The 25056-nt window shown below is 44.5% G+C and carries 26 protein-coding genes, 1 rRNA gene and 1 pseudogene; 17 read left to right on the top strand and 11 right to left on the bottom strand.

What is annotated here, in order from left to right; translation table 11 throughout:
- Window positions 1-154 precede the first annotated feature (154 nt).
- The 8 genes from ACQCN2_RS00140 (at window position 155) to pstB (ending at window position 7817) form a co-directional block, all read left to right on the top strand.
- Window positions 155-913 (top strand): exodeoxyribonuclease III, encoded by a 759-nt coding sequence (locus ACQCN2_RS00140; protein WP_426926856.1) that lies wholly within the window; start codon window positions 155-157, stop codon window positions 911-913.
- 111 nt (window positions 914-1024) lie between these two features.
- On the top strand, window positions 1025-1738 hold the full coding sequence (locus tag ACQCN2_RS00135) for a DUF421 domain-containing protein (RefSeq protein ID WP_426926855.1): 714 nt from the start codon (window positions 1025-1027) through the stop codon (window positions 1736-1738).
- Window positions 1739-1942: 204 nt separating this feature from the next.
- Window positions 1943-2602, top strand: a complete 660-nt coding sequence (locus ACQCN2_RS00130) for a response regulator transcription factor (protein WP_426926854.1) — start codon at window positions 1943-1945, stop codon at window positions 2600-2602.
- Window positions 2603-2741: 139 nt separating this feature from the next.
- The gene (locus tag ACQCN2_RS00125; RefSeq protein WP_426926853.1) at window positions 2742-4235 is read left to right on the top strand and encodes a stalk domain-containing protein; all 1494 of its coding nucleotides are present in this window, start codon (window positions 2742-2744) and stop codon (window positions 4233-4235) included.
- A gap of 23 nt (window positions 4236-4258) precedes the next feature.
- A complete protein-coding gene (locus ACQCN2_RS00120; protein ID WP_426926852.1) occupies window positions 4259-5122 on the top strand; it encodes a phosphate ABC transporter substrate-binding protein in 864 nt (287 codons plus the stop codon).
- Between the two features lie 86 nt (window positions 5123-5208).
- A complete protein-coding gene (gene pstC, locus ACQCN2_RS00115; RefSeq protein WP_426926851.1) occupies window positions 5209-6174 on the top strand; it encodes a phosphate ABC transporter permease subunit PstC in 966 nt (321 codons plus the stop codon).
- The gene (gene pstA, locus ACQCN2_RS00110; protein ID WP_426926850.1) at window positions 6167-7051 is read left to right on the top strand and encodes a phosphate ABC transporter permease PstA; all 885 of its coding nucleotides are present in this window, start codon (window positions 6167-6169) and stop codon (window positions 7049-7051) included. The genes pstC and pstA overlap by 8 nt, the downstream gene beginning before the upstream one ends.
- Window positions 7052-7064: 13 nt before the next feature.
- A complete protein-coding gene (gene pstB / locus ACQCN2_RS00105; RefSeq protein ID WP_426926849.1) occupies window positions 7065-7817 on the top strand; it encodes a phosphate ABC transporter ATP-binding protein PstB in 753 nt (250 codons plus the stop codon).
- Window positions 7818-8160: 343 nt separating this feature from the next.
- Here pstB and ACQCN2_RS00100 read toward each other — a convergent pair whose 3' ends face one another.
- The 3 genes from ACQCN2_RS00100 to ACQCN2_RS00090 form a co-directional block, all read right to left on the bottom strand.
- The gene (locus ACQCN2_RS00100; RefSeq protein WP_426926848.1) at window positions 8161-9531 is read right to left on the bottom strand and encodes a sensor histidine kinase; all 1371 of its coding nucleotides are present in this window, start codon (window positions 9529-9531) and stop codon (window positions 8161-8163) included.
- A gap of 107 nt (window positions 9532-9638) precedes the next feature.
- Window positions 9639-10325, bottom strand: a complete 687-nt coding sequence (locus ACQCN2_RS00095; protein WP_426926847.1) for a response regulator transcription factor — start codon at window positions 10323-10325, stop codon at window positions 9639-9641.
- Window positions 10326-10447: 122 nt separating this feature from the next.
- Window positions 10448-11806 (bottom strand): erythromycin esterase family protein, encoded by a 1359-nt coding sequence (locus tag ACQCN2_RS00090; RefSeq protein ID WP_426926846.1) that lies wholly within the window; start codon window positions 11804-11806, stop codon window positions 10448-10450.
- Window positions 11807-12145: 339 nt separating this feature from the next.
- Here ACQCN2_RS00090 and ACQCN2_RS00085 point away from each other — a divergent pair, with 339 nt between their 5' ends.
- Together ACQCN2_RS00085 and ACQCN2_RS00080 are read left to right on the top strand one after the other, a co-directional pair.
- A complete protein-coding gene (locus ACQCN2_RS00085) occupies window positions 12146-12346 on the top strand; it encodes a cold-shock protein (protein ID WP_426926845.1) in 201 nt (66 codons plus the stop codon).
- Between the two features lie 227 nt (window positions 12347-12573).
- Entirely contained in the window at window positions 12574-13053 is a 480-nt protein-coding gene (locus ACQCN2_RS00080; protein ID WP_426926844.1) for a CarD family transcriptional regulator, read from the top strand.
- A 145-nt stretch (window positions 13054-13198) separates the two neighbouring features.
- Here the strand turns inward: ACQCN2_RS00080 and ACQCN2_RS00075 are convergent, their stop codons facing one another.
- The 4 genes from ACQCN2_RS00075 to ACQCN2_RS00060 are packed head-to-tail and all read right to left on the bottom strand — an operon-like array spanning window position 13199 to window position 15617.
- Window positions 13199-13909 (bottom strand): YjjG family noncanonical pyrimidine nucleotidase, encoded by a 711-nt coding sequence (locus ACQCN2_RS00075; RefSeq protein WP_426926843.1) that lies wholly within the window; start codon window positions 13907-13909, stop codon window positions 13199-13201.
- A 17-nt stretch (window positions 13910-13926) separates the two neighbouring features.
- Window positions 13927-14403, bottom strand: coding sequence for a DMT family transporter (locus ACQCN2_RS00070; protein WP_426926842.1), 477 nt, complete (start codon window positions 14401-14403; stop codon window positions 13927-13929).
- 34 nt (window positions 14404-14437) lie between these two features.
- Window positions 14438-15136 carry a Crp/Fnr family transcriptional regulator gene (locus ACQCN2_RS00065; protein WP_426926841.1) on the bottom strand — a complete coding sequence of 233 codons (699 nt, stop codon included), beginning with the start codon at window positions 15134-15136 and terminating at the stop codon, window positions 14438-14440.
- A 55-nt stretch (window positions 15137-15191) separates the two neighbouring features.
- On the bottom strand, window positions 15192-15617 hold the full coding sequence (locus ACQCN2_RS00060) for a DMT family transporter (RefSeq protein WP_426926840.1): 426 nt from the start codon (window positions 15615-15617) through the stop codon (window positions 15192-15194).
- Between the two features lie 210 nt (window positions 15618-15827).
- Between ACQCN2_RS00060 and ACQCN2_RS00055 the strand changes: the two genes are divergently transcribed.
- Window positions 15828-17525 carry a methyl-accepting chemotaxis protein gene (locus ACQCN2_RS00055; RefSeq protein WP_426926839.1) on the top strand — a complete coding sequence of 566 codons (1698 nt, stop codon included), beginning with the start codon at window positions 15828-15830 and terminating at the stop codon, window positions 17523-17525.
- A gap of 79 nt (window positions 17526-17604) precedes the next feature.
- Here the strand turns inward: ACQCN2_RS00055 and ACQCN2_RS00050 are convergent, their stop codons facing one another.
- Both ACQCN2_RS00050 and ACQCN2_RS00045 read right to left on the bottom strand, forming a co-directional pair.
- On the bottom strand, window positions 17605-18390 hold the full coding sequence (locus tag ACQCN2_RS00050; protein ID WP_426926838.1) for a VanW family protein: 786 nt from the start codon (window positions 18388-18390) through the stop codon (window positions 17605-17607).
- A 15-nt stretch (window positions 18391-18405) separates the two neighbouring features.
- Window positions 18406-19839: a sigma-54 interaction domain-containing protein gene (locus tag ACQCN2_RS00045; protein ID WP_426926837.1), complete on the bottom strand. Its 1434-nt coding sequence runs from the start codon at window positions 19837-19839 to the stop codon at window positions 18406-18408.
- A 254-nt stretch (window positions 19840-20093) separates the two neighbouring features.
- Here ACQCN2_RS00045 and ACQCN2_RS00040 point away from each other — a divergent pair, with 254 nt between their 5' ends.
- The 5 genes from ACQCN2_RS00040 (at window position 20094) to ACQCN2_RS00020 (ending at window position 23824) form a co-directional block, all read left to right on the top strand.
- Window positions 20094-20774: a CoA transferase subunit A gene (locus ACQCN2_RS00040; RefSeq protein WP_426926836.1), complete on the top strand. Its 681-nt coding sequence runs from the start codon at window positions 20094-20096 to the stop codon at window positions 20772-20774.
- Window positions 20759-21421 (top strand): CoA-transferase subunit beta, encoded by a 663-nt coding sequence (locus tag ACQCN2_RS00035; RefSeq protein ID WP_426926835.1) that lies wholly within the window; start codon window positions 20759-20761, stop codon window positions 21419-21421. Before ACQCN2_RS00040 ends, ACQCN2_RS00035 begins: the two co-directional genes overlap by 16 nt.
- A 97-nt stretch (window positions 21422-21518) precedes the next feature.
- Entirely contained in the window at window positions 21519-22322 is an 804-nt protein-coding gene (locus ACQCN2_RS00030) for an ABC transporter substrate-binding protein (protein ID WP_426926834.1), read from the top strand.
- Between the two features lie 80 nt (window positions 22323-22402).
- Window positions 22403-23068 carry an amino acid ABC transporter permease gene (locus ACQCN2_RS00025; RefSeq protein WP_426926833.1) on the top strand — a complete coding sequence of 222 codons (666 nt, stop codon included), beginning with the start codon at window positions 22403-22405 and terminating at the stop codon, window positions 23066-23068.
- 15 nt (window positions 23069-23083) lie between these two features.
- The gene (locus ACQCN2_RS00020; protein ID WP_426926832.1) at window positions 23084-23824 is read left to right on the top strand and encodes an amino acid ABC transporter ATP-binding protein; all 741 of its coding nucleotides are present in this window, start codon (window positions 23084-23086) and stop codon (window positions 23822-23824) included.
- Between the two features lie 112 nt (window positions 23825-23936).
- Here ACQCN2_RS00020 and ACQCN2_RS00015 read toward each other — a convergent pair.
- A pseudogene (locus ACQCN2_RS00015) lies at window positions 23937-24095 on the bottom strand (stage V sporulation protein R); the annotation flags it as partial.
- Window positions 24096-24291: 196 nt separating this feature from the next.
- On the opposite strand from ACQCN2_RS00015, the gene ACQCN2_RS00010 reads away from it, so the two are divergent.
- The gene (locus ACQCN2_RS00010) at window positions 24292-24492 is read left to right on the top strand and encodes a cold-shock protein (protein ID WP_426926831.1); all 201 of its coding nucleotides are present in this window, start codon (window positions 24292-24294) and stop codon (window positions 24490-24492) included.
- Between the two features lie 419 nt (window positions 24493-24911).
- Here ACQCN2_RS00010 and ACQCN2_RS00005 read toward each other — a convergent pair.
- Window positions 24912-25056 (bottom strand): 23S ribosomal RNA (locus ACQCN2_RS00005); the annotation flags it as partial.

Genomic DNA, 25056 nt, shown 5'->3' with positions numbered 1-25056 from the left:
TTCCTCCTCTTTTCTGTTCGATTTCCTATGTATTATTCTGTAAGTTCTACGTCATAAACGATTCACTCGCTGGATCTTATTTTTCGAAGCTTTGGCCTAACTATGATAGTATACTAGACATAAACCAACCATCGTTGCAAGGAGAATGACCACAATGAAGTTTGTATCATGGAATGTAAACGGACTTAGAGCCTGTGTCAATAAAGGGTTTAACGAATATTTCACCGAGATGGACGCCGATATTTTCTGTGTTCAAGAAACGAAATTGCAGGAAGGACAAATTCAACTGGACATAGGAGCGGAATATTTTCAGTACTGGAATTACGCTGTTAAGAAGGGGTATTCCGGAACGGCTGTCTTCACAAAGATCAAACCACTATCGGTACGCTATGGATTGGAAGAGAATGAAGAACCTGAAGGCCGGATTATTACGCTGGAATTCGAACATTTCTATTTTGTTACGGTATACACTCCCAATGCGAAGCGTGATTTGTCTAGGCTGGACTATCGGCTGGAGTGGGAGGATCGGTTTCGCCACTACCTTTTACAATTAGACAACCATAAACCGGTTATTATTTGTGGCGATCTGAATGTGGCCCATCAAGAAATAGACTTGAAAAATGCGAAATCCAACCGGAATAACTCCGGTTTTACTCCAGAAGAACGTGACAAGATGACCCAATTACTTGGTGCTGGATTCCTTGACACCTTCCGCTATTTCTATCCGGACCGGGCGGACGCTTACACCTGGTGGTCTCAAATGCCAAAAGTAAGAGAGCGCAATGTCGGATGGCGAATCGATTACTTCCTCGCCTCTGCGCGTCTTGCTCCTTCATTACTTGACGCGCAAATAGACGCACACGTGACTGGCAGCGATCATTGTCCGATTATCTTGAAATTGGCCGACCTTTAATTGGCTTCACTGCCCAAAATTTTGTAATCGTAAAGTCTAAACCAATCATTATTTGGGCATCCTCCATTAGATGGTCATACTAATTGTATACTTCCTTTTGGGGGATTTTCGATGGGACACGATATTCGATTTCTTGAAATAGCTATTAAGACATGTGTTGGATTTATGGTGATCCTTCTTCTGACTCGGGTGCTTGGAAAAAAGCAACTGAGCAATGTTACTTTTTTTACCTACGTGACAGGAATTACAATTGGCTCCATTACCTCCGCTATGATCATCAATGAAAATATTAATTTTATCGAAGGAATCCTTTCACTTTCCTTGTGGTCCTTATTAACCGTTCTTGTCGAGTATATCAGCCTTAAATCCAGTAAAGCGAGGGTTCTACTGGATGGTCAGCCGACGATCGTGATCAAAAAGGGCGAAATCATGGAAGACGCGTTAAGACAGTGCAGACTGAACATGGATGACTTGAGCATGATGTTGCGCAAAGAAGACGTCTTTTCACTTAGGGATGTTGCCTACGCTATTCTTGAACCCAATGGTCAGTTGAGCGTCATGAAGACAAAGGGTGCGGAGAGTGTAACTAGGGACGACCTGGGGATACAAAAACCAGCAGTCAAAGTTTTTCCTTCGGAGATTATCGTGGACAGCCAAATTGTCGAGAAGAATCTGCAGGAATTTAACCTAAGCAAGGAGTGGCTCCATCAGGAGTTAAGCAAGCACGGTATTCATTCATTAAACGAGGTCTTCTATGCGGAGATTCAAGCAGACGGAACGTTGTTTGTCGATAAAAAGGGGAACACTCGTGAATATCATCACTAAAAGACTATCTCCCAAAAGCTCGTGAGCCCATCTTAACTGATGGTCACGAGCTTTTTTGGGCTTTCTGGAAACCGGTGGCCCGGAAATTCTCCTACTACTTCATACAAATTTACAATTCTACAACAAGATTACATATCAGCTTTAAATAGCCTTAATATTGGCTCATTACTCTTTTCTTGATCGATAAGATTGGGAGGAAAGTAGATGAGCATCGGAATTTATATCCCTCACCAGGCGGATTGCTACGTGAATCTTCAAAAACAATTAAGCTGGCATTATATTCAGTTGCTAAAAGAAAAGAAAACCCCAAATATCAAAGAGATTCGCTTCATCATCCTGGATATCGATAATACACCGGCGACTCCTTATGTGATTCATTACAGCAAGAAATACTCCAATGCCGCCATCTTTGTACTGACTTCTATGCGTAATGAGCATGATCTATTAAATGCCTTTGCCCACGGTGCTGATGATTACCAGGTAAAGCCTTGTCCGATCAAGGAAGTGGCAACCCGGATCAGAGTCATCCTCAAGCGAAAACAACATCATCTTCTGGATTCCCCAAGCTATTCTCATCTTGATGTAAAGACAAGATCGTTCGAATGGAGAGGAAAAACCCTTCAGCTTACCAAAATGGAATGCAAGATTCTCGAGGTCCTCTATCAAAACAAAAACTCTCTCCTCACAAGAGAGCAGCTGGTTCAGGGGATCTGGGAAGGAGGGATTGATCCCAATAGTAAAGCAATCCACGTGCATATCTTTAATCTCCGAAAGAAGCTATGGAATATGACAGAAGGGCAAGTAACGATCAATACAGTCACCAATCGAGGTATTTATATCACGACAAATATGAAGCCGAGTTAAAGGAAATATCAGGCAGACTAGAGGAAATATTTACATTTTTCTATCGAATCATTAACGATATCTCTAGTTGGCGTTAATAATTATTGATTACATTATGATTGTTAATTATTGATCCTTTTACCTAATGGAGGAGAAAAAGATGAAGCGTTTTGGTACTGGTGTACTACTAACATCAGCAGTTACTATGGCACTTTTGTCCGCCGCCCCTTACAGTCAGACGTTTGCCGCAGCTGCTGTTAACAAACCAGCGGCAGCACCCGTGAAAGCAGCACCTGCTGTACAAGTTTTGAAATCAGTCATCAATGTGAACGGAAAAGACACTTCCTTCTCCACGATCTCGCTTAATGGAACAACATTAGTATCCGTTCGCGAATTGGCTCTAGCAGTGGATGCCAAGCTCACCTGGAATGACAAAAGCAAGATGGTAGAGTTCTCCAAGGACGGAATGGTGGCTTCCTTTAATGGTGCCTCTTCCAAGCTGCTTGTGAATGGACAACCGATGAACATGGCGATCGCTCCCCGTACGATTAACGGAGCCATGTTTGTTGACGCCGCTAGCATTGTGAAATCACTTGGCGGTGAGGTTAGCAAGGATGCTTCAGGTAAGAAGCTGCAACTCTCTTTAGTGAAACTGTTAGACGGAAGCAATGAATCCGCTCGTTGGGTTAACGGAATTTCCCTCCTAGTTGCCCACGCTACGGATGAGACCAAACAAGATTACATAATCAACACGTCCAATAAAAAGTATGAACCTGCGGTAGAAGGTGAAGTGCTTTTTGCGGATATGGTCGTTTCTCCTGACGGAAAAAGCGCCGTAGCCCTGAACGAAGCAGGAGAAGTGTTTATCGCGGATCTCGCTTCCAAAACAGTCAAAAAAGTAAGCGAAGACAAGAGCATTAAAAGTGAACTTCAGTGGTCCAACGATGGAAGCAAGCTTTACTTCCTCCAAGGTGACAAAACAGCCGTAATCGCCGAGATTTCCATCGCTGACGGCAAAATCACCCCGCTTGTCGACGATAAAGTAAATTACAAGTCTGATCTGCAAGTTACTGCGGATGGCAAGAAGTTTGTGTATGTGGTTTCCAAAGACGGCAAACTTACCGCCGATTCCGTTAAAGAAGACGATCAAGCATCTGTGGATAATGCCAAGGTAACCCTTGATCTTGCAGGAACAGAACCGCAGATCTTTGTTTTCGATCCTACAGTGAAGGACGCGAAGGCTGTTCAGGTGACCAAAGGAACCGACAACAAAGTCTTCACGAAGTTGCTCCAAGACAGTCGCATCGTTTATGTCAGCGCTGATACGGAAAAAGAAAACCAACCTCCTGTCCTGAAATCCGTTAGTTTGGACGGAAAAGAAACAAAAGATTTGATTACCGATCTGTCTGTTCTTCAAAGCACCGTAATCGATGGTCACGTGTACGTTCTGGCTGCTGATGCCAGCGGTAAAAAAGCCGTTTACACAGTAGATGCCGCGACAGGCTCCAAGCAGAAGAAATGGGATGTTCCAGAAAATACCCAGCTTGTGAGCCTATCTGCTGACGGTAAACAATTGGCCGTCTCACTGTCTACAGAAAACGGTGAGTCCCTAGCTGTTCTCACTGATCAAGGATTCCGCGCAGTAACCAAATAATTTATCTAAAGGGGATTAGAAAAATGAAATTGTTCAAAAGACTTTCAATGGTGGCAGTAGCCGCAGCATTAATCGCAACTTCCGCATTCGCTGGAAACGCTTCTCAAGCAGAAGCAGCCGGTGTGCAAGGCAAGGTGGTTGTAGCCGGTTCAACAGCGCTTCTTCCTTTGACTTTGCAAGCATCTAAGGAATTTAAGCAAAAAAATCCATTGGTATCCATCTCCGCTTCCGGTGCAGGTTCCGTAACTGGCCCTCAATCGGTAGGCAAAGGAATTGCTCAAATCGGCGCTTGCGACTGGGACGCTTCCACTGATGTGCCTGGATTCAAAGCATTTAACGGAATGGTTGCACACAAAGTGGCGGTTATTCCTTTTGCCACAATTGTAAACAAAAACGTGTCCGTATCGAATCTAACCGGCGCTCAACTTCAAGAAATCTTCTCTGGTAAAATCACCAACTGGAAACAGGTGGGCGGATCCGATGCGCCAATCATCGTTGTTAACCGCGCGTTCGGTTCTGGTACACGAGTGAACTATCAAGTGAAAGCTCTTGGCGGAGGGCAGTTCATGAAATCCGGAGCGAACTACAAAGAAGTGAAATCCAGCGGTGACATGTACACAGCGGTAAGCACCACTCCAAACTCCATTGGTTTCATTGACCTGGTCTATGTAAAAGGCGACGTGAAAGCACTGAACTTCAACGGTGTCGCACCAACTGTTGAGAACGTAATCGCGAAGAAATATCCAATTTGGAGCTACGGGTACTTCATGACCAAAGGCCAACCAACTGGTGCAACCAAGGCATTTATCGACTATGTTCAAAGCGCTCAGTTCCAACAAGGTTCCCTTAAGAAAATGAAGTTCATCCCGATCACAAGCATGAAGTAAGCTACAAAACAATACGTAAATGAGATCAGCCCCAGAGGAGTTGGATGGGGCTGGTCGTTTTTACGAGAAGTCATGGAGGTCGTGCTATGGAGAAGCTGATGTTGGAAAATAGCTCTGTTGAAGCAAAACAATCGTCTCCAAAACTTGTCATCAAGAAAAGCTCATTCATTGATCGCGCTTTTCGTGTAAAAATGTCCAATCGGTTCTTTCAACTATTTTGTATGTGCAGTGCGTTTATCCTCAGTGTAACGCTGTTGTCGATCGTTTATTTCATCGGGAAAACTGGATTTCTTACCTTCCAAGAGGTCCCTCTTAAAACCTTCCTCTTTTCCCCCGAGTGGGTACCAGAAGAAAATAAGTTTGGTGCCTATATTTTTATTTTTGGAACATTGGCGCTGACAGCTCTTACACTGCTGATTGCCACCCCTATTTCGATCGGAATCGCGATTTTTATTGCGGAAATCGCACCGAATTGGGTAAAACGAATTCTTCGGCCCATTCTAGATCTGTTGGTCGGTATTCCCTCTGTTGTTTACGGATATCTCGGGTTAACCGTCCTGATCCCTTACATTCGCACAATAACGGGTCAGGATATGGGTGACGGATTGCTTGCCGCAGCACTCGTTCTTACGATTATGATTCTTCCTACCATTACAAGAATTAGCGATGATGCGATTTGCTTCGTTCCACATAAATACCGCCAAGCCGCTTATGCATTGGGCGCGACTCGCCATCAGATGATTTGGGGAGTTGTCGTTCCCGCTGCGAGTAAAGGAATCGTTACCGCGATCATTTTAGGAATGGCCCGGGCACTTGGCGAAACGATGGCGGTCGTCATGGTCATCGGGAATACCGCTCAGTTGGCCAACGGTTTGTTTGTACCCACTTCCGTGTTGACTAGTAATATCGTCATGCAGATTTCCAATGTGCCGTTTGATTCCACATGGAACTATGCGCTTTACCTCATGGCTTTCATGCTGCTCCTGATATCATTGGTACTCATTGTGATTATTCGTCTGATTCGCTTCAAAGGAGAGAGCGTTCATGAATGAGAGATTGTTTGGCAAGCCACGCAAACTTCCCCTTTTACTGAATAAAGCTTGGACTTTCTTTTTCTGGCTGATGGGGATTGGCTCCGTGATTTTGGTGGGCTGGCTCCTCTACACGATCCTAAGCAGAGGGCTTCCCTCGATCACGTGGGATTTCCTCTATAAGCTGCCGGATGAGATCGAAGCGGGTGGAGGAATCGGGCCGGTTTTTTTCAATTCCTTCTACGTATTGATTCTCTCGATGATCGTTTCGTTACCCATTGGAATCGGAGCCGGGATCTATTTAGCGGAATACGCTCCCAACAATGGCTTCACCGCTTTTATCCGGATGTGTGTGGAAAGCTTGGCATCTGTGCCGTCTATTGTTTTTGGCTTGTTCGGACTCTCCCTTTTCGTAGGGTACTTTCAGATCGGTTTAACGATTATCGGCGGTGCGGTGAGTCTGGGCCTGCTTAACCTCCCCGTTCTCACGAGGGTGACGGAAGAATCCATTCGGGCGGTCCCGAAAGAACTTCGCGCTGCGTCCTACGCTCTAGGAGCAACCAAATGGCAGTGTATTCGAACAGTCGTCCTTCCAGCCGCGTTAAGCGGGATTATTACGGGCATTAGTCTGGTGGCAGGACGCGCATACGGTGAATCCGCCGTGATTATTTTGACAGCGGGAACCAGTACATCAGGTGCGATGTGGGATTTCAATCTTTTCTCGCCTGGGGAAACACTGGCCGTCCACTTGTGGTATGTACAATCGGAAGCCATTGTTCCTGACGCCAAGGAAATTGCCAATAAATCTGCCGCTGTCCTCGTCTTTGTTGTCTTGATGCTCAACCTCCTCCTCCGCATACCGATCTGGCTGAGTGAGCGCAAATTTAAACTTCGTTAAGGAGAGAGCGAACGTGTCAATTATTGAAGTAACCGAACTAGATCTATACTACGGAAAACAACAAGCTCTAAAAAATATCAACATGAAGGTAAAAGAAAAAAGCGTCACAGCGCTTATCGGTCCATCTGGATGCGGGAAATCCACTTATCTAAGAACGTTGAATCGGATGAATGATTTAATCCCCGATGTCAAAATTACAGGGCAAGTGAAAATCGCCGATGCTGACATCTATCAATCCAATATTGGAATCGAATACCTTCGTAAACATATCGGAATGGTATTTCAACAGCCGAATCCTTTTCCCAAGAGCATCTACGATAATGTAGCTTATGGGCCTAAACTGCACGGGACGTCCAAACGAGCGGTTCTGGACGATATCGTGGAAAGAAGCCTGCATGCGGCCGCTTTATGGGAGGAAGTGAAGGATATTCTGAAGAAGCCCGCTTATAGCCTGTCAGGCGGGCAGCAACAGCGCTTGTGTATTGCTCGCGCGTTAGCGATCAATCCGCAAATCCTGTTAATGGATGAACCAACCTCCGCGCTTGACCCAATCTCAACGGCCAAGATTGAAGAGCTGATCGAAGAATTGAAAAAGACGTATACGATTGTCATCGTGACCCACAACATGCAACAAGCCGGCCGTATCTCCGATTCAACCGGATTCTTCTTGAACGGAGAATTAATTGAATATGATTTAACCTCATCTATTTTTCAAAATCCTGCGGATAAGCGGACAGAAGATTATATTTCTGGTAGATTTGGGTGAGAAGAGAAGAAAAGACTTCGTCCCTGTTCGCTCTGTTTAAGCTCGCGTGTAGCATATACTGTCCGCTCCGTTCACTACGGAAGGGAGTCGGCAAGAAAATCGCTTAGCGTCTCAGTCTGATGTAAAGAATGCCGACTCTTTTCCTTCCTACGTTCTCTGCGCTTGGTATCGCTTAAAATGAGCTGAAGTGACGAAGTCTTTTCTTCAGCGGGCTTACGCGAAAGGAAGGAATGTTCAATCACTTTACTTCTGTAAAGCAATTAAACATTCCGATATTATAAAAAAGATCGCCGAGTTCATTTCGACGATCTTTTTCGTATCCTATCTACCGTTATATAACAAATTAGGATATAGCATGAGCATGAACAGCGATAGACGCACATTCATACGGAACCGTTATCCTCACCCACGCCCCGCCTTCGGTATGATTTCCCGCTTCGATCCTTCCGCCGTGTTTCTCTACCAGCCTCTTCGCTGTATATAATCCTAGCCCAGAATGGCCTGTTGCCTGTGACCTTGATGGATCACCAGAGTAGAATTTATCGAACATATGCCGAAGATCTTGTTCGCTAAAGCCCGATCCCGTATCTTTCATTTCAAACGTAATTTGCTTCTCTTCTACGTGAATCACCCACTCGATTACGCCTTCGGTCGGTGTAAATCTTAAGCTGTTCGTGAAAATATTATCAAATACTTGTTCCAACCTGGCAGCATCTAGAAGGTACTTGGGCTCAGGATGAAGATGCCAACTTTCATACGAAAAACAAAGGACAATCTCCTTTTCACGGCATAATAGCTCATATTCTTCTTTTTTCCGCTGACAGAAAGCAAACAAATCCGTTGGAGCATACCAAAGGACATAATCGGGCATGTCGATTTTATTGAGAAACAATAGTTCCGTCAACAGTTTGTCGGCACGCTTCGTGCTGTTCTGGATGGTTAACAAGTACTTCTCCAGCCGTTCTGGATGGCGCGCACCGCTCTCGATTAAATTATCCGCATGTCCTTGAATAATCGTAAGCGGCGTCCGTAGATCATGCGCAATTGCTGCAATCATATCCCGTCTTTCCTGCTCCAACTTCCACTCCCGCATCAATGATTGCTCCAGCGCTTTTCGCATCTCTTCAAAGGCATCCGAAAGCTCCGTTAACTCCTTCGAACCGCCCTCTCCCGCTACGGAGAAATTAAGATCATTTTGTTGAATCCGTCTGGCTCCTCCGATAATCCGATGAATCGAAGGCTCTAGTCTTTTTCCTAAACTTCTTGCGAAAATGATTGCGAACAACACGATAAAAAAGAATGGCGCAATCAAGCTGCTTAGAATAAGAACAACCAGCAACCAGTTTCCAGGGTTGTTGGCAGACACGCTTAAACTATATCGCAGAACAAGCATGCCTTTTAGCTGTTTTTGCGAATTGAGGATGGGATAGTACTTGATGTATTTTCCGCCTTGTTTCTCCAGTTTGTTCAGCTTGTTGGGCACATCCTCCGGGCTGTTGACGAATAATTGCCCCTTCCAACCGTAGACAACCTCCCCCTTGAGATTAATGATTTGATATTGAATGCCTTTCGTCGGAATAACCCGTTCGAGTGCATCCTGCATATGTGGGGACAGCAGGTTATCTTTTTGCGTATCTACAAACTTTAGAATCTGTGGGATTTTCTGCTCATAATAATTCGCTGGAAGAATGTTCTTGTCCATCTGATTTAACAAAACATAAAGTAAACTGCCCCAAACCATCGCTGAACATAAAAAACTATAAAATAGCACAAGGGAAAATGCGCTGATAAACTGCCTGCGCAGCGTCCTTTTACTTGTCTTTACTTTCTTTCGAATTTGTAACCTACCCCCCATACCGTCGCAACAAATGTCATCTCAGGTGCTGCCCATGCCAGTTTTGCCCGAATGTTTTTGATATGTTCCGTGACAGTGGCCGAGTCACCCTCCGCATCGTATCCCCAGATTTTCTCGTATATTTGTTCTCGCGAGAAAACTTGATTCGGATGCATGAAAAGCAGTCGAAACACTTCGAATTCCCGACTGGTCAGCGGAATTTGAATGTTCCTATAAAATAATTGCAAGCTGTCCAAATCGATTGAGAGATCACCGTGATGCAGCAGCTTCGGTTGATGGGCGAAATGGTTCCTTTGCTCTCGACGGAGATGGGCTTGAATTCTGGCTTTCAATTCTTGTATGCTGAAAGGCTTGACGATATAATCATCTCCTCCGACAGCGAGTCCCTGGATACGATCAGTTTCAGCAGACCGCGCGCTTAAGAACAGAATGGGGCAGGATACCCGATTCCGTATGCTTTGACACACTTCGAGTCCATCCAGATAGGGCATCATAATATCAAGAATGATCAAATCGGGCTCATCTTCAAGCCGATCGAACACTTCCTTGCCGTCACAAGCAACTCGCACATCGTAACCTTCATCCTGCAGCGCATCTCGCATAAACTCTACGATTTCCCGCTCATCGTCGGCAATCAATATCTTTTCTCTCATTGCGCTTGTATCCTTTCTTGTCTTTCTTCCTCCAAATCCCATTTTAGCTGCTTGTACGTGAAAAATCTCCCTAAAATGGAACATCTCCTTTCCACTTCAGGGAGTCATTAGAAGCTATAGGGTTAGTACTTCGTAGTCGGCTCTTTTACTTTATCGAAAACGATAATTCCGTCAAACTGTTCTTTAGGAACAAACTTCATCGACATCGGTTCAATGATCTCAGATGTCATTCCGTCCTCGGCAGCATAGATCGGCTTGAACATCCAAGCGTTATTGGGATTCGGGGACTTGTGTTTGGATAAATCGGTGAACGCAATCTTATAGCCGCTTTGCATGATCAGATTCTCTAGGCTTCCCTTTGGCATTGGCTTGATCTCAAACAGCTTTTGAGTTGAGATTGTACTCGCTTTTCCGCTATTCATATACAGACCCATTACATATTCCTTATCTTTAAGTTTTTTCTGAAGCAGCTCTCCCATGCTAGTAAAGCTGTTGATCCATTTCCCCTTCTCTTTGGTAGCAATTTTTGAAGTGTTCTTCGCAAGGTGGTCGTTATGTGCCCATAAAATCACCTTTTTGCCCGGGTACATTACTTTCATTAACCACTCTACATTGTCAGCCATGATACGATCTCGGAATTCATAACTTTCTTTCGTCCCATACATCGCCATTTCGATAAACTTGATGCGATCTTCCAATGTTTTTACTGCAATCTCAACCATATGCGGATTGGTCGGATATTGCGCCGCAAGCTGTTCCTTGTGATCTTTTATGAACTGAATCAATGCCTTGTATTTCGGTTCGTATTTATCCTTGACTACCTTAATTTCTTTCTTGGCTTGGGGATTACTATCGCTGTCCAGCCCATATTTGTTGAGGACCGCATAGAAATCGGTTATCGTTTGCATTTCAAAATTGAAGTAATCCTGCCCCTGATTCTTATCCACCTTGGAAATCCAATTCGCGATAAACTGCGTTAAATACGCAGACGTAAACTGCATATCATAGCCTGCAAGATACAAGGGGTCTTTCGTCCCACGTTGTTTCTTAATATAATCGAACAAACCAAGTGTCTCTTGGGAATGCCAGATCGGAAAAATAGAACGCTGCATCATTTCTTTGGAAGTCAAGTTCCCGGCGTTTTCATAGGCAGCGAAGGAATCGCCAAGTCCTGACTCAAATGCAATGACATCAAAATCAAGCTCTTCATGCAAATACTTGATCAGCCTTGTTTTCATACTGCTGTATTCTGCGACGCGATGGAAGTTCTCTCCAAGGCAAACTACGGTTTTATCCTTCAGTAAAGGTTTTAGAAACGCTAAATCCTTATAATCCTCTGACGTTAGAGATTTTATTTCTTGAATATTCCCCTTAAATCCTATGTTGTTCTGCGTGGTTGCAGAGACATTAGCCGTCGACAGTAATAAAGAAAATGCCAGCCCCACTGCCATAGCGCCTGTCAATCGTTTGGTTGCTTTCATTGTGATCATTCTCCTCTCTTAAGTCCGTTGAATCGTTCTTCTAAACTGCTCAACCATCCTATCAAGAACATCTAAGGAATTTATAAAGACCGCCGATTCACTTTCTACCCATACAAAGCGTTCCTGTTCATCTTTTTGTCGGAGACGGCTGAGTGACAGAAGAGTAAAGTTAACAAACAACTCAAATAAATTGCAATTCTTTCAATTTCCGGTTATTCTAATGAAGAATTATTTTTGTTCGGAGTGAAGGATAGTATAAGGTAATATTTTTTCGTCTTAATGATCCTCAGAGCAAGGATAGTAGTATATGTGTGGTTATCACACTAGGAGGCAACAACAATGGAACAAGGCACAGTAAAATGGTTTAACTCAGAAAAAGGTTTTGGATTTATCGAACGTGAAGGCGGAGAAGACGTATTCGTTCATTTCTCAGCTATTCAAAGCGAAGGTTTCAAATCTCTTGACGAAGGTCAAAAAGTTACTTTTGAAGTTGAAAAAGGTCAACGCGGACTTCAAGCTGTAAACGTTCAAAAAGCTTAAAAATGACCATAAAAAAAGGCTCTATTTTTAGAGTCTTTTTTTTATTATTTGGAAAAACAAATGAAAACTCTTCGTCACATCTCGCACTTATTATTAAATCAATTCCACCTCTAAATCAGACCAATAGACATATTGACAAAAAATAATTCATTATGATAAAATAAAAAATTTTAATACAGAAAATGTGTGATATACTTAATAGGTTAACTCTAATTGGGGGTGAACTTATGTTTAAAATAGGCGATAAGATTTTTTATCCGAATCACGGTGCAGGTGTGATTCATTCTATTGAGGAGAAAGAATTTCTCGGAGAAAAGCATCTATATTATGTATTGAATATGCTGCTGAAGGGTCTCCAAATTATGGTTCCTGTAGAGAAAATGTCCAACCTAGGAATACGTCTGGTTGTCAAATTAGATACTTTAGATAACGTTTTAGCTATGTTTAATGAAGAAGAGCCCGATCTTACAATTAATTCTACCCAGAGACACCGAATTAATTTGGATAAGTTGAAGCGGGGTGATATTTATGAAGGTGCAGAAGTCATCCGCGATTTAGTTTGTATAGGTAAAAAAAAGGTGCTTGGAGCTGGAGATAAAATGATGCTCGATTCTGCTAGGGAGATATTACTTAGTGAATTAGCACTTGTTAAAGGGATTGAAAAAGAACAGGCATCCTTACTACTGTATGAGGCCATCAATAATTAGGCAGTACTTATCTCAATTTATACTGGTTGCTCCGCTTTCAATAACTAGAGGTTTTACTCCTTCAGAGAAGATTAAAACAAAAAAGTCCTTCTGCCAATTTAGCAGAAGGACTTTTTCGCTGAATGAACACTTCTATGCGCAGTTCCTAACAAGCTTCCGATTCTCTATTCACATTTAGAATTCGATACAACTCATCAAGCTTTTGGATTTGATAGGTTGGGAGAATATTCGTGTCATTCGACTTCAGTTCGGGGTTGAACCAGCAGGTGTCCAGCCCAGCTAGCTGTCCGCCTTTCATATCGGAGCTTAAGGAGTCCCCTATAATTAATGCTTGCTCCACAGAGAAATGAGGAATCCGTGCAAAAACATAATCAAAAAATTCCTTCATCGGCTTTTGATAGCTCGTCTCCTCTGAAACAAAAATCCCCTTGAACAGCGGGTACAGGCCTGAATCCCGCAAACGTCTATCCTGAGTCCTGGAGACACCATTCGTAACGATATATAAGTCATACTTATTATGCAGGGCTGTAATCAGCTCCAAAGCTCCGTTAACAAGCTGGTGTCCTTCTTCTAGGTGGACGCGATATTTCTTTTCCAGCAAGACTCCGTCAACCTCTTGACCATACTCTCGAAAAAGCAATGAAAAGCGCGTATTGACTACCTCATCAACATCTATTTTTCCTTCTTCAAAAGCTTTCCAGAGACCATGATTGATTTTTTTGTATCGGTCTATTATTTCTGCGCTTAGCGGAATGTTCTGCTCCTCAAAAAGCAGGCGCAACGCTTTGCTTTCTGCCGCCTGAAAATCCAACAATGTATCATCTACGTCGAATAAGAGTGTTTGGTATTTTTTCAACAGTCGCCCCTCCATATTTACTCGCTTAACGACATCTTAGCCGCCACTTGGCTCTCCCGTCCACCGCCTAATTTGAAGATAGCGATGCCACTCACGATAATGACTACACCAATGAGCTGCTTCAATGTAAAAGGAACCCTCTCCAGACCCAACCAGCCTAGTGAGTCAAATAATAAAGCAAACCCGAGCTGTGAGGTCAACGTGATAGAGATCGCTAGGGAAGGGCCAAGTTGCCTGATCCCTTGAACCACACAGATCACTACTCCTACCCCAATCATACCGCTGAAGGCGTACCAGAGCTTCATATTTTGCAATAAAAATAGATGTTTTCCCTCGAAGATCAACCCTATCGTCAGTGAGGCGAGGAATCCCATGCCTAATACCAATGTTGTCGTTGCCCAGGATCCTGCGCGTTCATTCACCTTGCTGTTGAAAATACTTTGCACACTGACCAGCGAACCGGCGACGAGCGCCAAAAATAGTCCTAGAACCATAAGCTTTTCTCTCCCAATGGCTGAATTTTAATCGTTATTCGTAGAGATTATCACTTGCAATCGCACGCAGTCCTTCTCTGTCCTTCACAAGGATAAGCCCTTTGTTCCGCTCAACCAGACCCTCTGTACAGAATTGTTTGATGACCCGGTTCAGGTGTCGATAGCTGGTTCCAATTAGATTCGCTGTATCCTTTAGACTGACGGCGCTCAGTTGCCCTTCTAATAGCGAATCCGATTCATCACAAGAGGCTGACAACAAATAGCTCGCCAACCGCACTTCCACCGGATACAACAAGTTGAAACTTAATGAATTGGATTTAATCGTAAACTTACGGGTAATGATATCCAACATAAATTGCAGCAGCGGCGCATAATCGCTTCCGTATTTTTTTAACCAACGGTGATGAATACCGATCATACAAACAGGTGATACGGCCTTAACCGTATTGATAATGTGAATCCCACGCAAGTATTCAACATCCCCGATCACTTCAAGCGGTGTCTTAAAAGAAAGAATGAGTGTTTTGCCTTCCGCCGAGGTGGTATAGATTTTTACCTTCCCCTTAACCAGTACGTACAGATACTGCGAAGACTCTCCTTGGCTACAGATGAGTTCCCCTTGATCAAATGAGTACAGCGATAAGTGCGGTAATAATTGCTCATTAAAAATCGATTCGATTTGATGGACTTGCAGATAGGATTGCAGTTGCTCGCGATCTTTGATTTCTTTCACAATCCGGTTTCACCACCAGTCATTCGGCTATAGTCGTTCGAAATATTGTCTGCATTTAAAGCCTGAGAACCAATACACCAGTGATCATCAAGGCGATGCCAATAAACTGTGGCAGCTTCATCTTCTGCTTCACGACACCGAACCAGCCGTTACCGTCAATGATAAAGGTCAGGCTCAATTGAGCAATCAATAAAGTAGCCATCGTAAGGGTTACACCGATGTGATGCATAGCTGTCACATTACTAAAAACAATAATCGCCCCTAAAGCACCACTAGTCAAATACAACGGCTTCACTTGCTTAAACTCTTGCCATCCTCCGTCACGGACGAACAACAGGATAATCAAGGCTGTAAGGAATCCCGTCAACTGGGTGATCGTCGCTGTTTGCCAAGTGCCAATATCATGACTAATCCGAGAATTGGCCACTCCCTGCAAGGTAATAAAGGCCCCGCCTAAAAATGCGAAGAAAATCCCTCTCACACTGTTCCCTCCCCAATACGGACTTTTCATTATTAAATGACAAATGGAAGGAACTGAGGTAGGACATATGTCCTCGATTTTATAGGTTATGGTCACATCTCAATATTACATTTATCAAATAAAAGGTTAATATTGGAATAATATTTGAGTACTAGAATGAGAAGTGGATTGCTAGAGTTCAATGATTGAATCGGGATGGGGGTAACCTGCTTGAGCATTCGTTTGAAGCTTTTTTTTGGTTTTACAATCGTTTTAGTACTCCTTGCTTTCATTAGCACCATCTCTTGTTTAATCATGATGTCAGTTGGTAACCAGACAGAGGAGATTGAAAAGCGGTGGATGCCCAGTGTCACCAACTTGAGCAAAATTCAAAAAGATGTTGGGGATGTTTCACGGATTCTGCTCGAGCTTCCGCAAGAAACGCAACCGGACCATGTTGTGGAATTAAAGGCTCAGCTCGAAAGCACATTGAAGCAATTAGCCGCTAATCGCAAGGAAATCGAGGCATTGTTGACAAACTCTGAGCATCAGAAACTATACAACGCTTTCAGTGCCGACTGGAAGGATGTTGAGAAGAAAATACCCGATATCCTTGCCAAAGTAAATGAGGGAGACGGCTACTTCGCGAATCTGGAGTATCAAACTGTGCGCCCAAAATGGGAAAGCGCCAATCATAGCCTACAGCAAATTGTTGAATTGTGCGAGAAAGCGGCTAAGCAATCGACCAAAACATCCGTCGAATCGTTCCAAAAAGCAATGGATTGGATCACCATTTTCTCATGCATCGCGATAGTCGTCGGGATTATGTCGGCGTTTCTCCTCTCCCGTCAAATCATTCGCCCGCTTGCATTGTTGCGAAAAGAATTGGGTCTATTGACAGAAAAGGGTGGAGATTTGACGCAGGAGATCAAAATCGTGCGAAAAGATGAAGTAGGCGAGCTGGCACGAACGGTCAATCTCTTTCTGGCCAATGTCCGGACGATTGTCGCCAATACCCTGAAGGAGTCAGAAGAAGTGACACAGCTTGCCTCTTCCCTTACACATACGGCCCATCTGTCTAATGAAAGCTCGAAACAGATGGCGACGACCTTCCATGAATTGGCGGAAGGAGCCAACAAACAAGCGGAATATGCAACCCAAATCTTTCGGAAGATGGAGGGCACACAGTGTCAGGTTCAGACCGGCTTTTCTAAATCGCTGGATACAGCGACAAGTGCCCAAGATTCTACGAGGGTTGCGGTGGAAGGCAGAAAATTTATGAATGAAGCCATTGAACATTTGCAAACCATGAATGAGATTTTTGCAAAATCGACGCATTCCATCCATCAATTAACCGAGCGTTCCAACAAGATCGGCGGAATCGTTACGACTATCACCGAAATATCCAGTCAAACCAATCTGCTGGCATTGAACGCAGCCATTGAGGCGGCCCGAGCGGGTGCACAAGGTAAAGGATTTGCCGTCGTCGCCGAAGAAGTGCGTAAGCTTGCGGATCAAACCAAACAAGCCGCAGAACAAATCATCGTGCTGATTCGTGCCATGCAGGATGAGACAAACACGACAGTCTATATGATGGAAGACAATCTCACTTCTTTACATAACCAGATTGAGATGATTCAAAAGGGCGGAGAGTCCCTCACCAAAATCGTCCACCACGTGGAACAAACGGAGAGAGATGCTCGGGATCTGCAAGAAATATTCACCGTCTTGAGTAAAGAATCGATGTCCGTACTCCAACAAATTGAAGAGATGTCGACGATTATCGAGCAATCAGCAGCGGGAACACAACAAGTAGCGGCCACCGCAGAAGAACAAGCTCACAATATGAGCGGAATCTACCATACCGCGATGGAATTCTCCCAAGTCTCCAATCGTCTGCAACGAGAGGTAAGCAAGTTTACCATGTAAACCACGCATTCGAACAAGAGAGAACAAACATACAAACCCGGCCTGTTATGGACCGGGTTTTACTGTCATTCGCACAAATTCATATTGAATATTTTACTTCCGAATGGTTTTTAATCATCAACTCATCCTGCATCGTTTTCCCTGTTCGTTTATCCACGACTCTTCTCCAGATCTCATTTTTTCTGTAATTTTTGCCTTCTATGCAATGAAATTGATGATTTCTTTCTTCAACATGATAGGAAGTAGGCCATTCACTTTCACAATAGATCGCTCCCTTAAGATGCTGCTCTGTTAACCAAACCCGAATTTGAAACGGATGATTGGTTGGGTTATAGAATTGGAGATCAATATAATTGTAAAAAACACTAGCCCCGCTTCCAAATGGCAGTACTCTTTGATCGTCAGGAAAAGGATCAAAACTATGATGGTGTCTTTCCTTAATTTCTAGCGGTGTATGCAAAGCCAGCCAAAAAAGCAAATTCGCTAACTGACATAAACCACCCCCAACACCAGTCTTTACTTCTCCCTGCGATAATAACAATCCCTCAATATACCCTTTGCTGGCTGCTGGTTTGCCAATTAAATTCCAAAAGGAAAAAACTTCGCCTGGTTTAATTACAATTCCATCCAGACTTTTTATAGCAATAGCAAGATTCGTAATTTTATTTTCTTGTAATTGCGGGTCTGATGAACCCAGTTTTCTTCGTAACAGCGACTGGTGTCGTTTTATTGTAAAAGGGAAAGGATCCAGCCTTCTCTCATTCGCAAATTTCATAAAGAAATTACGAAAATATCTCTTCATTCGCAGTTGAAAGATTCTGAATTTATAAACCAACGGAATTTTGACTAAGGCCTGCTTGATCATTAAGAGCCCCCATTGCTAAATGACTTGTTCCTCTTCTTCCCCGACCGTAATCCCATACTTCTTAATCCGCCGCATCAACAGGGACTGTGTAATGTTCAACGCTGCTGCGGCTTTTCGCGTGCTTTTATGCTGTTTGAGTGACTGTGCGATCAGTTCCTCTTCTATTTTTTCGATCCGCTCTGTCAAAGAGAGATTGCCGCCCAAGTTCATCAGGCTGTCATCGATTGCACCCATCTGACGAAACTCTTCGGGCAGATCAGATACCTTAAGCTCATCCTGCTTGGCGGTAATGACAATCCGCTCCACCAGATTTTCCAACTCCCGTACGTTCCCCGGCCAGTCATACAGATGCAGCACATCCAGTACCTCTGCCGTGAAGCGACGCTGGCCGTTGTGCTTCGTATTGAACTTTTTCAGATAAAAATAGAGCAATGGAAAAATATCTTCCTTACGCTCACGCAACGGGGGGACATTAATCGGCAGGATGTTGAGTCGATAGTAAAGATCATGTCGGAATTTACCCAGCTTGACTTGCTCCAGCAGGTTGGCGTTCGTCGCGGCAATAATCCGAACATTGGCGGTATACGTTTTTGTGTCGCCGATCGGCATAAACGTCTTGTTTTGCAATAAAAGCAGGAGCTTTGACTGCAGGTGGAAGGGAAGCTCACTGATCTCATCGAGAAATAGCGTGCCATTGTCCGCCATTTTGACCAGACCAATTTTCCCCGTTTGATTGGCCCCGGTAAACGCCCCTTTGTGATAGCCAAAAAGCTCCGATTCGATCAGCGACTCGGGGATAGAGCTGCAGTTGACATGAACGAACGGTTGACCACATCGATCGCTCAGCTGGTGGATATGCTCGGCAAGGAATGTTTTGCCTACCCCGGTTTCACCCGTGATCAGAACAGTGGTATCCACGACCGCTACCTTTTTTAGCAGCTCTAATAGTGAGAGATAAGAACGGCTGGTGCCAATCAGGGTCTCCTTGTGGCTGCTCTGTACCTCCCGCTTCATTAAATGAACCTCTTCGCTGTACCTTTTCAACAGCGCAACGGTCTCCTCCAGCTTAGAGCTGGTCCTGGCCGCTTCTGTAATGTCGCGGGAATGGGCGACAATCAGCTCGGGTAATCCCAGCTCGTCCGTAATGAGGTGACCTGTGACCAGAAACCTGCTCTTGTTGTTGACTAATTGTACCGTTGTCGTCGTTTTCCCAGTTTCTATCACCATTCGCGTGACGGACGGGTTGAAGATACCCATCGCTTCCAATTCCGCCACGTCACGACCGATGAGTTGCTCTTTGGGGACACCACATAGATTTTCACTCGCATTGTTCAGCCAGAGCGTCGTTCCTTGCGCATCGGAAATGTAGATTCCATCAGCAAGCGCATTGAAGATATCGATGAACTGTCTTGTTTTGAAATGTGACAGTATATCAGCTTCGTGTTTCACCGGTTATCCACTCCCCTGATGAGTTTTTCTATAGGTACGGACTGAATCGCTTTTGAAAAAGAGTGAATTGAAATCGATTCAACGAAAAAATGGCGTTGTTTCTCTTTCGACTCAATTTTAACGAATCGACTTCGATTCACTCAATTATATGGAATTGTTCGAAAATTGTAAATTGTAAACGATTTCAGCACTGGCACGACAATTGCTTATTCATAAGGTTAATCCTATCAATTTTAAAAATGAGTGAGATCAAATTGCATTCCTTATACACCAAATTTGTATCGCTGGAACAAGCCCTTGAGTCCGTAAAAAATGGAACCCATCTAATCTGTGGCGGTTTTGGCGGGATCGGTTCACCCCATTCGCTAATCGAAGGCATTCTGCAAAAGGACGTCAAGCATCTGAAAATCACGAGTAACGATGCGGCATATCCGAATAGCGGAATCGGTCGGCTCATTTCCGCCGGACTTGTCAAAACACTGGTAACCTCCCACATCGGCTCCAACCCGTACGCTGGTCAACTCATGACAGAGGGACTACTGGAGGTCATCTTCGTTCCGCAAGGGATCTTAGCTGAAAAAATTCGAGCAGGAGGCGTAGGCATTCCCGCTCTGGTAGTCGATATCGGACTGGGTACGATCATGGAAGAAGGCAAGCAGATCATTCGCTTCAATGGTATAAGCTGCCTGATTGAACCGGCCATCACCGCTGATGTGGGGATTGTGTATGCCAAGACAGCGGATACGTACGGAAATCTGATTTACGATAAGAGCGCTCGCAACAATAATCCGCTCGTAGCCATGGCCGCAGATATTACGATTGCCGAGGTGGAGGAAATCGTACCCGTTGGAGAGCTTGACCCAGAACTGATTGCAACTCCCGGTATCTATGTGGACTATATCGTGGGGAGGGGCGGATCATGGATACGGAGATAGAAGAACGCAATATCATTGCGCGCCGTGCCGCAAAAGAGATCGAGCCTGGCATGGTGGTCAACCTAGGCATTGGCATTCCTGAATTGGTTGCCCATTTCATCCCGCGAGATTGGCAGATCATGTTTCATTCAGTAAACGGAATATTGGGCATCGGCTCCACCCCGATCAAGGGACATGAGGATCCTTACCTATTCAATGCAGGAGGCACGCCGGTCACCCTTGTGCCTGGCGCTTCGATTTTTGACACGACCATGGCCTATGCGATGGTTCGACGGCGAATGCTGGACATCGCGATTCTCGGCGGACATCAGGTGGATGTCACGGGGAATTTGGCCAACTGGATTATCCCAGGAGAACGTGTCCATGGGATCGGCGGGGGTATGGAGCTGGCGCAACGGGCAAAAAAAGTGATCGTACTGATGAAACATCTGGACCCACAGGGTAAATCCAAAATCGTGAAGCGCTGCACCTATCCGCTGACCGCAAAAGCGTGCGTACATCTAATCATTACCGAGCGGGCGGTTATTGAGGTGACACAGGCGGGTCTGCTCCTACGGGAGGTTCAGTATCCCTACACACTGCTGGATGTGCTCGGCAGTACCGATGCCCCACTTCGAATATCAGAGAATTTACTTGTAGCGGAATAACCAGATTCTTGAGAAAGGAGGTGGTGCTGCGAAGCTTGATCCTCGCAGCCTATCACCGAAAACTTTTCAGCATTACAAAAATAGGGGGAATAAAACGATGAAAAAAATGACGAAATCTTTAGGATTTGCAGTGTCACTGCTGCTGTCCCTTTCACTTTTCGCAACAGGCTGTAGCCAATCTGCTTCCAATTCAGCCCAACCGGCAGCATCTAGCATGACGAAAGAAGCCGGCGTGTTTACCTATGCGGCATCCGGCGAATACCAGCCATTCAGCTACTTTAAAGACGGTCAGCTGACCGGGTTTGATATCGAAATCGGCGAGGAGATCGCGAAGCGGATTGGAATGAAGCCAAAAGCCGTTACCTCCCCATTCTCTGGCATCATCGCGGGCGTTAAGGAAGGTCGTTATGATGCTGCGATTGCCAGCCACGCCATCACGGAAGAACGCAAGCAGCAAGTGGACTTCGCCGACTCGTACTACCTCTCCGGCGGTCAGCTGTTTACCCGTCCAGACAGCAACCTCACCAAGCTTGATGATTTGAAAGGCAAGGAAGTAGCTGTTGCACTAGGCACAACCCACGAAAAAATGGCCCGCCAATATACCGACAACATCAAAACCTATGACAGCGACATAACCGCTCTACGCGCATTGGAGCAAGGCAAACATGACGTAGTGATTACTGACAGCGTCGTAGGCGAGATCGCGATTAATGACGGCGGTCTGAAAATTAAGAAAAGTGGTCTTCCCCTGTCGGAAGTACAGCATGGTATCGCTGTTCGCAAAGGCAACACCGAACTTTTGAAAAAAATCAATGAAGCCCTAAAATCGATGCACGAAGACGGCACCTACCTCAAATTGAGCGAGAAATACTTCAAGCGCGACATCAGCAAAAAAGAATAGTTGAACTTCCTGCCTACCAAGCCTTTGATTGTTTGCAAAGGTTTGGTAGGTACATTCCATTTCAGCGAGGAGTGGCGTGAATGCCCAGCATTTCCCATTTGTTAGAAGAACTGATCCGAACTTACCCTTTTTTTATCAAACCGCTGCTGCTTACGTTTGAATTGACGATCGCATCTATCATCGTAGGGATCATCATCGGGTTGTTCATTGCATTGCTTAAGGTTTCCAATATTCCTGGCGGTCAGCTTTTAGCCAACATTTACATCACCCTGATTCGCGGCACACCACTGATTGTGCAAATCTTCGTCCTCTATTTTGGGTTCTACAAAGTCATTGACCTAGGCCAATTCTGGTCGGCTGCGCTAGCTCTAGCCATCCATAGTGGTGCTTATATCGCCGAGATTTTCCGCGGCGCCATACAATCGATCGACAAAGGACAGATGGAAGCAGGCCTATCCCTTGGTATGACTCGCGCCGAGACGATGCGCCGGATCATTTTGCCGCAGGCGCTGAAACGTTCGATTCCTCCGCTCGGCAACCAGTTTATCCTGTCCCTCAAAGAATCGTCATTGGCTGCCTTTATCGCGATGGATGAGCTGTTCTCGCTGGCACGACGTATGTCAGCTGAAACATTTGACGAAATGACCTACTTCTTGATCGTTGCCCTGTACTATCTAGTCATCGTCATGCTTTTCACCTATGTGGTGAACAGAATGGAGCAGCGGTTGGCCAAAGGTGATTCGTAGAAAGGGGGAGAGAAAATGAGTGAAAAGCAGGAAATGATCCGTGTACAAAATTTGAAAAAGAGCTTTGGCGACGTTGAAGTGTTAAAGGACATCAACCTGACAGTGAAAAAGGGCGAGGTCGTTGTGCTAATCGGAGCCAGCGGTTCGGGAAAAAGCACATTGATCCGCTGCATCAACTTTCTGGAGATGAAAAACGGCGGAGATGTCATTATCGAGGGAAAAAACATTGACCCCAAGAAAGACGATTTGACCAAGGTGCGGCAGACAGTGGGCATGGTGTTCCAGCATTTCAACCTTTTTCCGCACAAGACGGTTATCGAAAATGTCATGGAGGCACCGATGATCGCCAAAAAGGTCAGTCGGACAGAAGCCCGCGAAGAAGGCATGAAGCTGTTGAAAAAAGTAGGGCTCGAAGAAAAAGCAAGTGTTTACCCCTCGAGCCTCTCTGGCGGACAAAAGCAGCGCGTGGCAATCGCCCGTTCGCTAGCGATGAAGCCAGATATCATGCTGTTTGATGAGCCGACCTCCGCCCTCGATCCAGAACTGGTTGGCGAGGTGCTGGAAACGATGAAGCAGCTTGCCCGCGAAGGGATGACGATGATCATTGTTACGCATGAAATGGGGTTTGCCAAGGAAGTGGCCGACTGGGTGGCTTTCATGCACCACGGGAAGATCATTGAATTGGCCCCGCCATCAGAGATTTTTAACAGCCCAAAAGAAGAACGGACTCGGGAATTTCTTAATCGAGTTCTGTGAAAAAACAGCAAGAAAACCGGGAGTCTCCTTCCTCTTGCGTTTCCTTTGAGCTAATAGAAAGATCCACTGATGAGGATTACATCAGTGGATCTTTGTTTAATCCAATTGAACACTACAAAAACCGCCGATTCACTTTCTTCCCATCGTAAGTAAACAACACGGCTCGATCATCCAGGACCGATTCTAAATGAATGGATTTGCCCCAAATCTGATGAACATACGGCAAGGTCCGCTCAATATACTTGACGTCAAGCTCCAGTCCCTCGAAGTATACAGAAACTGCTTAACCTAACACTATTTGACCAAATAATTCAAATAAATTGCTATCCTCTCAATTTCCTGTTATTCTAATAAAGAATTATTTTTGTTCAGAGCAAAGGATAACATAGGGTTTATTTTTCGTCTTGATGATCCTAAGAGCAAGGATAGTAATACATGTGTGGTTATCACACTAGGAGGCAACAACAATGGAACAAGGTACAGTAAAATGGTTTAACGCAGAAAAAGGTTTTGGATTTATCGAACGTGAAGGCGCAGAAGACGTATTCGTTCATTTCTCAGCTATCCAAGGCGAAGGTTTTAAATCACTTGACGAAGGTCAAAAAGTTACTTTTGAAGTAGAAAAAGGCCAACGTGGACCCCAAGCTACTAATGTTCAAAAAGCTTAATAATGACAACAAATATAGACAGGCTCTATTTTAAGAGTCTGTTTTTTTTATTGTCCAAAAAAAATCAATTAAAAACCCTACTCAAGAAGAAAATGAGTAGGGTTATGGAACAGTACAGTAAATGGTAGACTGAGTATAACATAGTACACTTGAAATCCCTAATTATTTTTTTTAATTCCGCAAACAAAGAATAGATCGATGTCTTTTATGGGGTATCATCAGCGGTAAGGAAATTTTTGTACGTTAATGCTATAAAACACTTGATTTATTAGCAAAATACCGAAAATGGTCGTAACTGCCCTTTAAGTTAATAGATAATACCGGTAAAAAAAGCTCATGAGTCTATCTTAATAGATAGACTCATGAGCTTTTTTTGCTCCCTGAAAACTGGATACGCAAGTATTTTAAGGATAATGGACGTGGATAAGTCCTCGACCGATTAGTATTCGTCAGCTCCATGCGTTGCCGCACTTCCACACCGAACCTATCAACCTCATCGTCTATGAGGGGTCTTACTAGCTTGCGCTATGGGAAGTCTCATCTTGAAGGGGGCTTCACGCTTAG

This window comes from Brevibacillus ginsengisoli (assembly GCF_050113715.1).
Lineage (GTDB): Bacteria > Bacillota > Bacilli > Brevibacillales > Brevibacillaceae > Brevibacillus_H > Brevibacillus_H ginsengisoli.
The sequence above is the reverse complement of the archived record's forward strand: the minus strand, read 5'-3'. Positions and strand labels throughout refer to the sequence as shown.

What these genes read in the sequence shown, in the direction of transcription:
- ACQCN2_RS00120 (WP_426926852.1), top strand. Translation starts at nt 4,259, where the DNA reads ATGAAATTGTTCAAAAGACTTTCAATGGTGGCAGTAGCCGCAGCATTA.
- ACQCN2_RS00135 (WP_426926855.1), top strand. Translation starts at nt 1,025, where the DNA reads ATGGGACACGATATTCGATTTCTTGAAATAGCTATTAAGACATGTGTT.
- ACQCN2_RS00070 (WP_426926842.1), bottom strand. Translation starts at nt 14,403, where the DNA reads ATGGTTCTAGGACTATTTTTGGCGCTCGTCGCCGGTTCGCTGGTCAGT.
- ACQCN2_RS00010 (WP_426926831.1), top strand. Translation starts at nt 24,292, where the DNA reads ATGGAACAAGGTACAGTAAAATGGTTTAACGCAGAAAAAGGTTTTGGA.
- ACQCN2_RS00085 (WP_426926845.1), top strand. Translation starts at nt 12,146, where the DNA reads ATGGAACAAGGCACAGTAAAATGGTTTAACTCAGAAAAAGGTTTTGGA.
- ACQCN2_RS00130 (WP_426926854.1), top strand. Translation starts at nt 1,943, where the DNA reads ATGAGCATCGGAATTTATATCCCTCACCAGGCGGATTGCTACGTGAAT.
- ACQCN2_RS00080 (WP_426926844.1), top strand. Translation starts at nt 12,574, where the DNA reads ATGTTTAAAATAGGCGATAAGATTTTTTATCCGAATCACGGTGCAGGT.
- ACQCN2_RS00030 (WP_426926834.1), top strand. Translation starts at nt 21,519, where the DNA reads ATGAAAAAAATGACGAAATCTTTAGGATTTGCAGTGTCACTGCTGCTG.
- pstC (WP_426926851.1), top strand. Translation starts at nt 5,209, where the DNA reads ATGGAGAAGCTGATGTTGGAAAATAGCTCTGTTGAAGCAAAACAATCG.
- pstA (WP_426926850.1), top strand. Translation starts at nt 6,167, where the DNA reads ATGAATGAGAGATTGTTTGGCAAGCCACGCAAACTTCCCCTTTTACTG.
- ACQCN2_RS00125 (WP_426926853.1), top strand. Translation starts at nt 2,742, where the DNA reads ATGAAGCGTTTTGGTACTGGTGTACTACTAACATCAGCAGTTACTATG.
- ACQCN2_RS00020 (WP_426926832.1), top strand. Translation starts at nt 23,084, where the DNA reads ATGAGTGAAAAGCAGGAAATGATCCGTGTACAAAATTTGAAAAAGAGC.
- ACQCN2_RS00140 (WP_426926856.1), top strand. Translation starts at nt 155, where the DNA reads ATGAAGTTTGTATCATGGAATGTAAACGGACTTAGAGCCTGTGTCAAT.
- ACQCN2_RS00050 (WP_426926838.1), bottom strand. Translation starts at nt 18,390, where the DNA reads ATGATCAAGCAGGCCTTAGTCAAAATTCCGTTGGTTTATAAATTCAGA.
- ACQCN2_RS00095 (WP_426926847.1), bottom strand. Translation starts at nt 10,325, where the DNA reads ATGAGAGAAAAGATATTGATTGCCGACGATGAGCGGGAAATCGTAGAG.
- ACQCN2_RS00035 (WP_426926835.1), top strand. Translation starts at nt 20,759, where the DNA reads ATGGATACGGAGATAGAAGAACGCAATATCATTGCGCGCCGTGCCGCA.
- ACQCN2_RS00090 (WP_426926846.1), bottom strand. Translation starts at nt 11,806, where the DNA reads ATGAAAGCAACCAAACGATTGACAGGCGCTATGGCAGTGGGGCTGGCA.
- ACQCN2_RS00025 (WP_426926833.1), top strand. Translation starts at nt 22,403, where the DNA reads ATGCCCAGCATTTCCCATTTGTTAGAAGAACTGATCCGAACTTACCCT.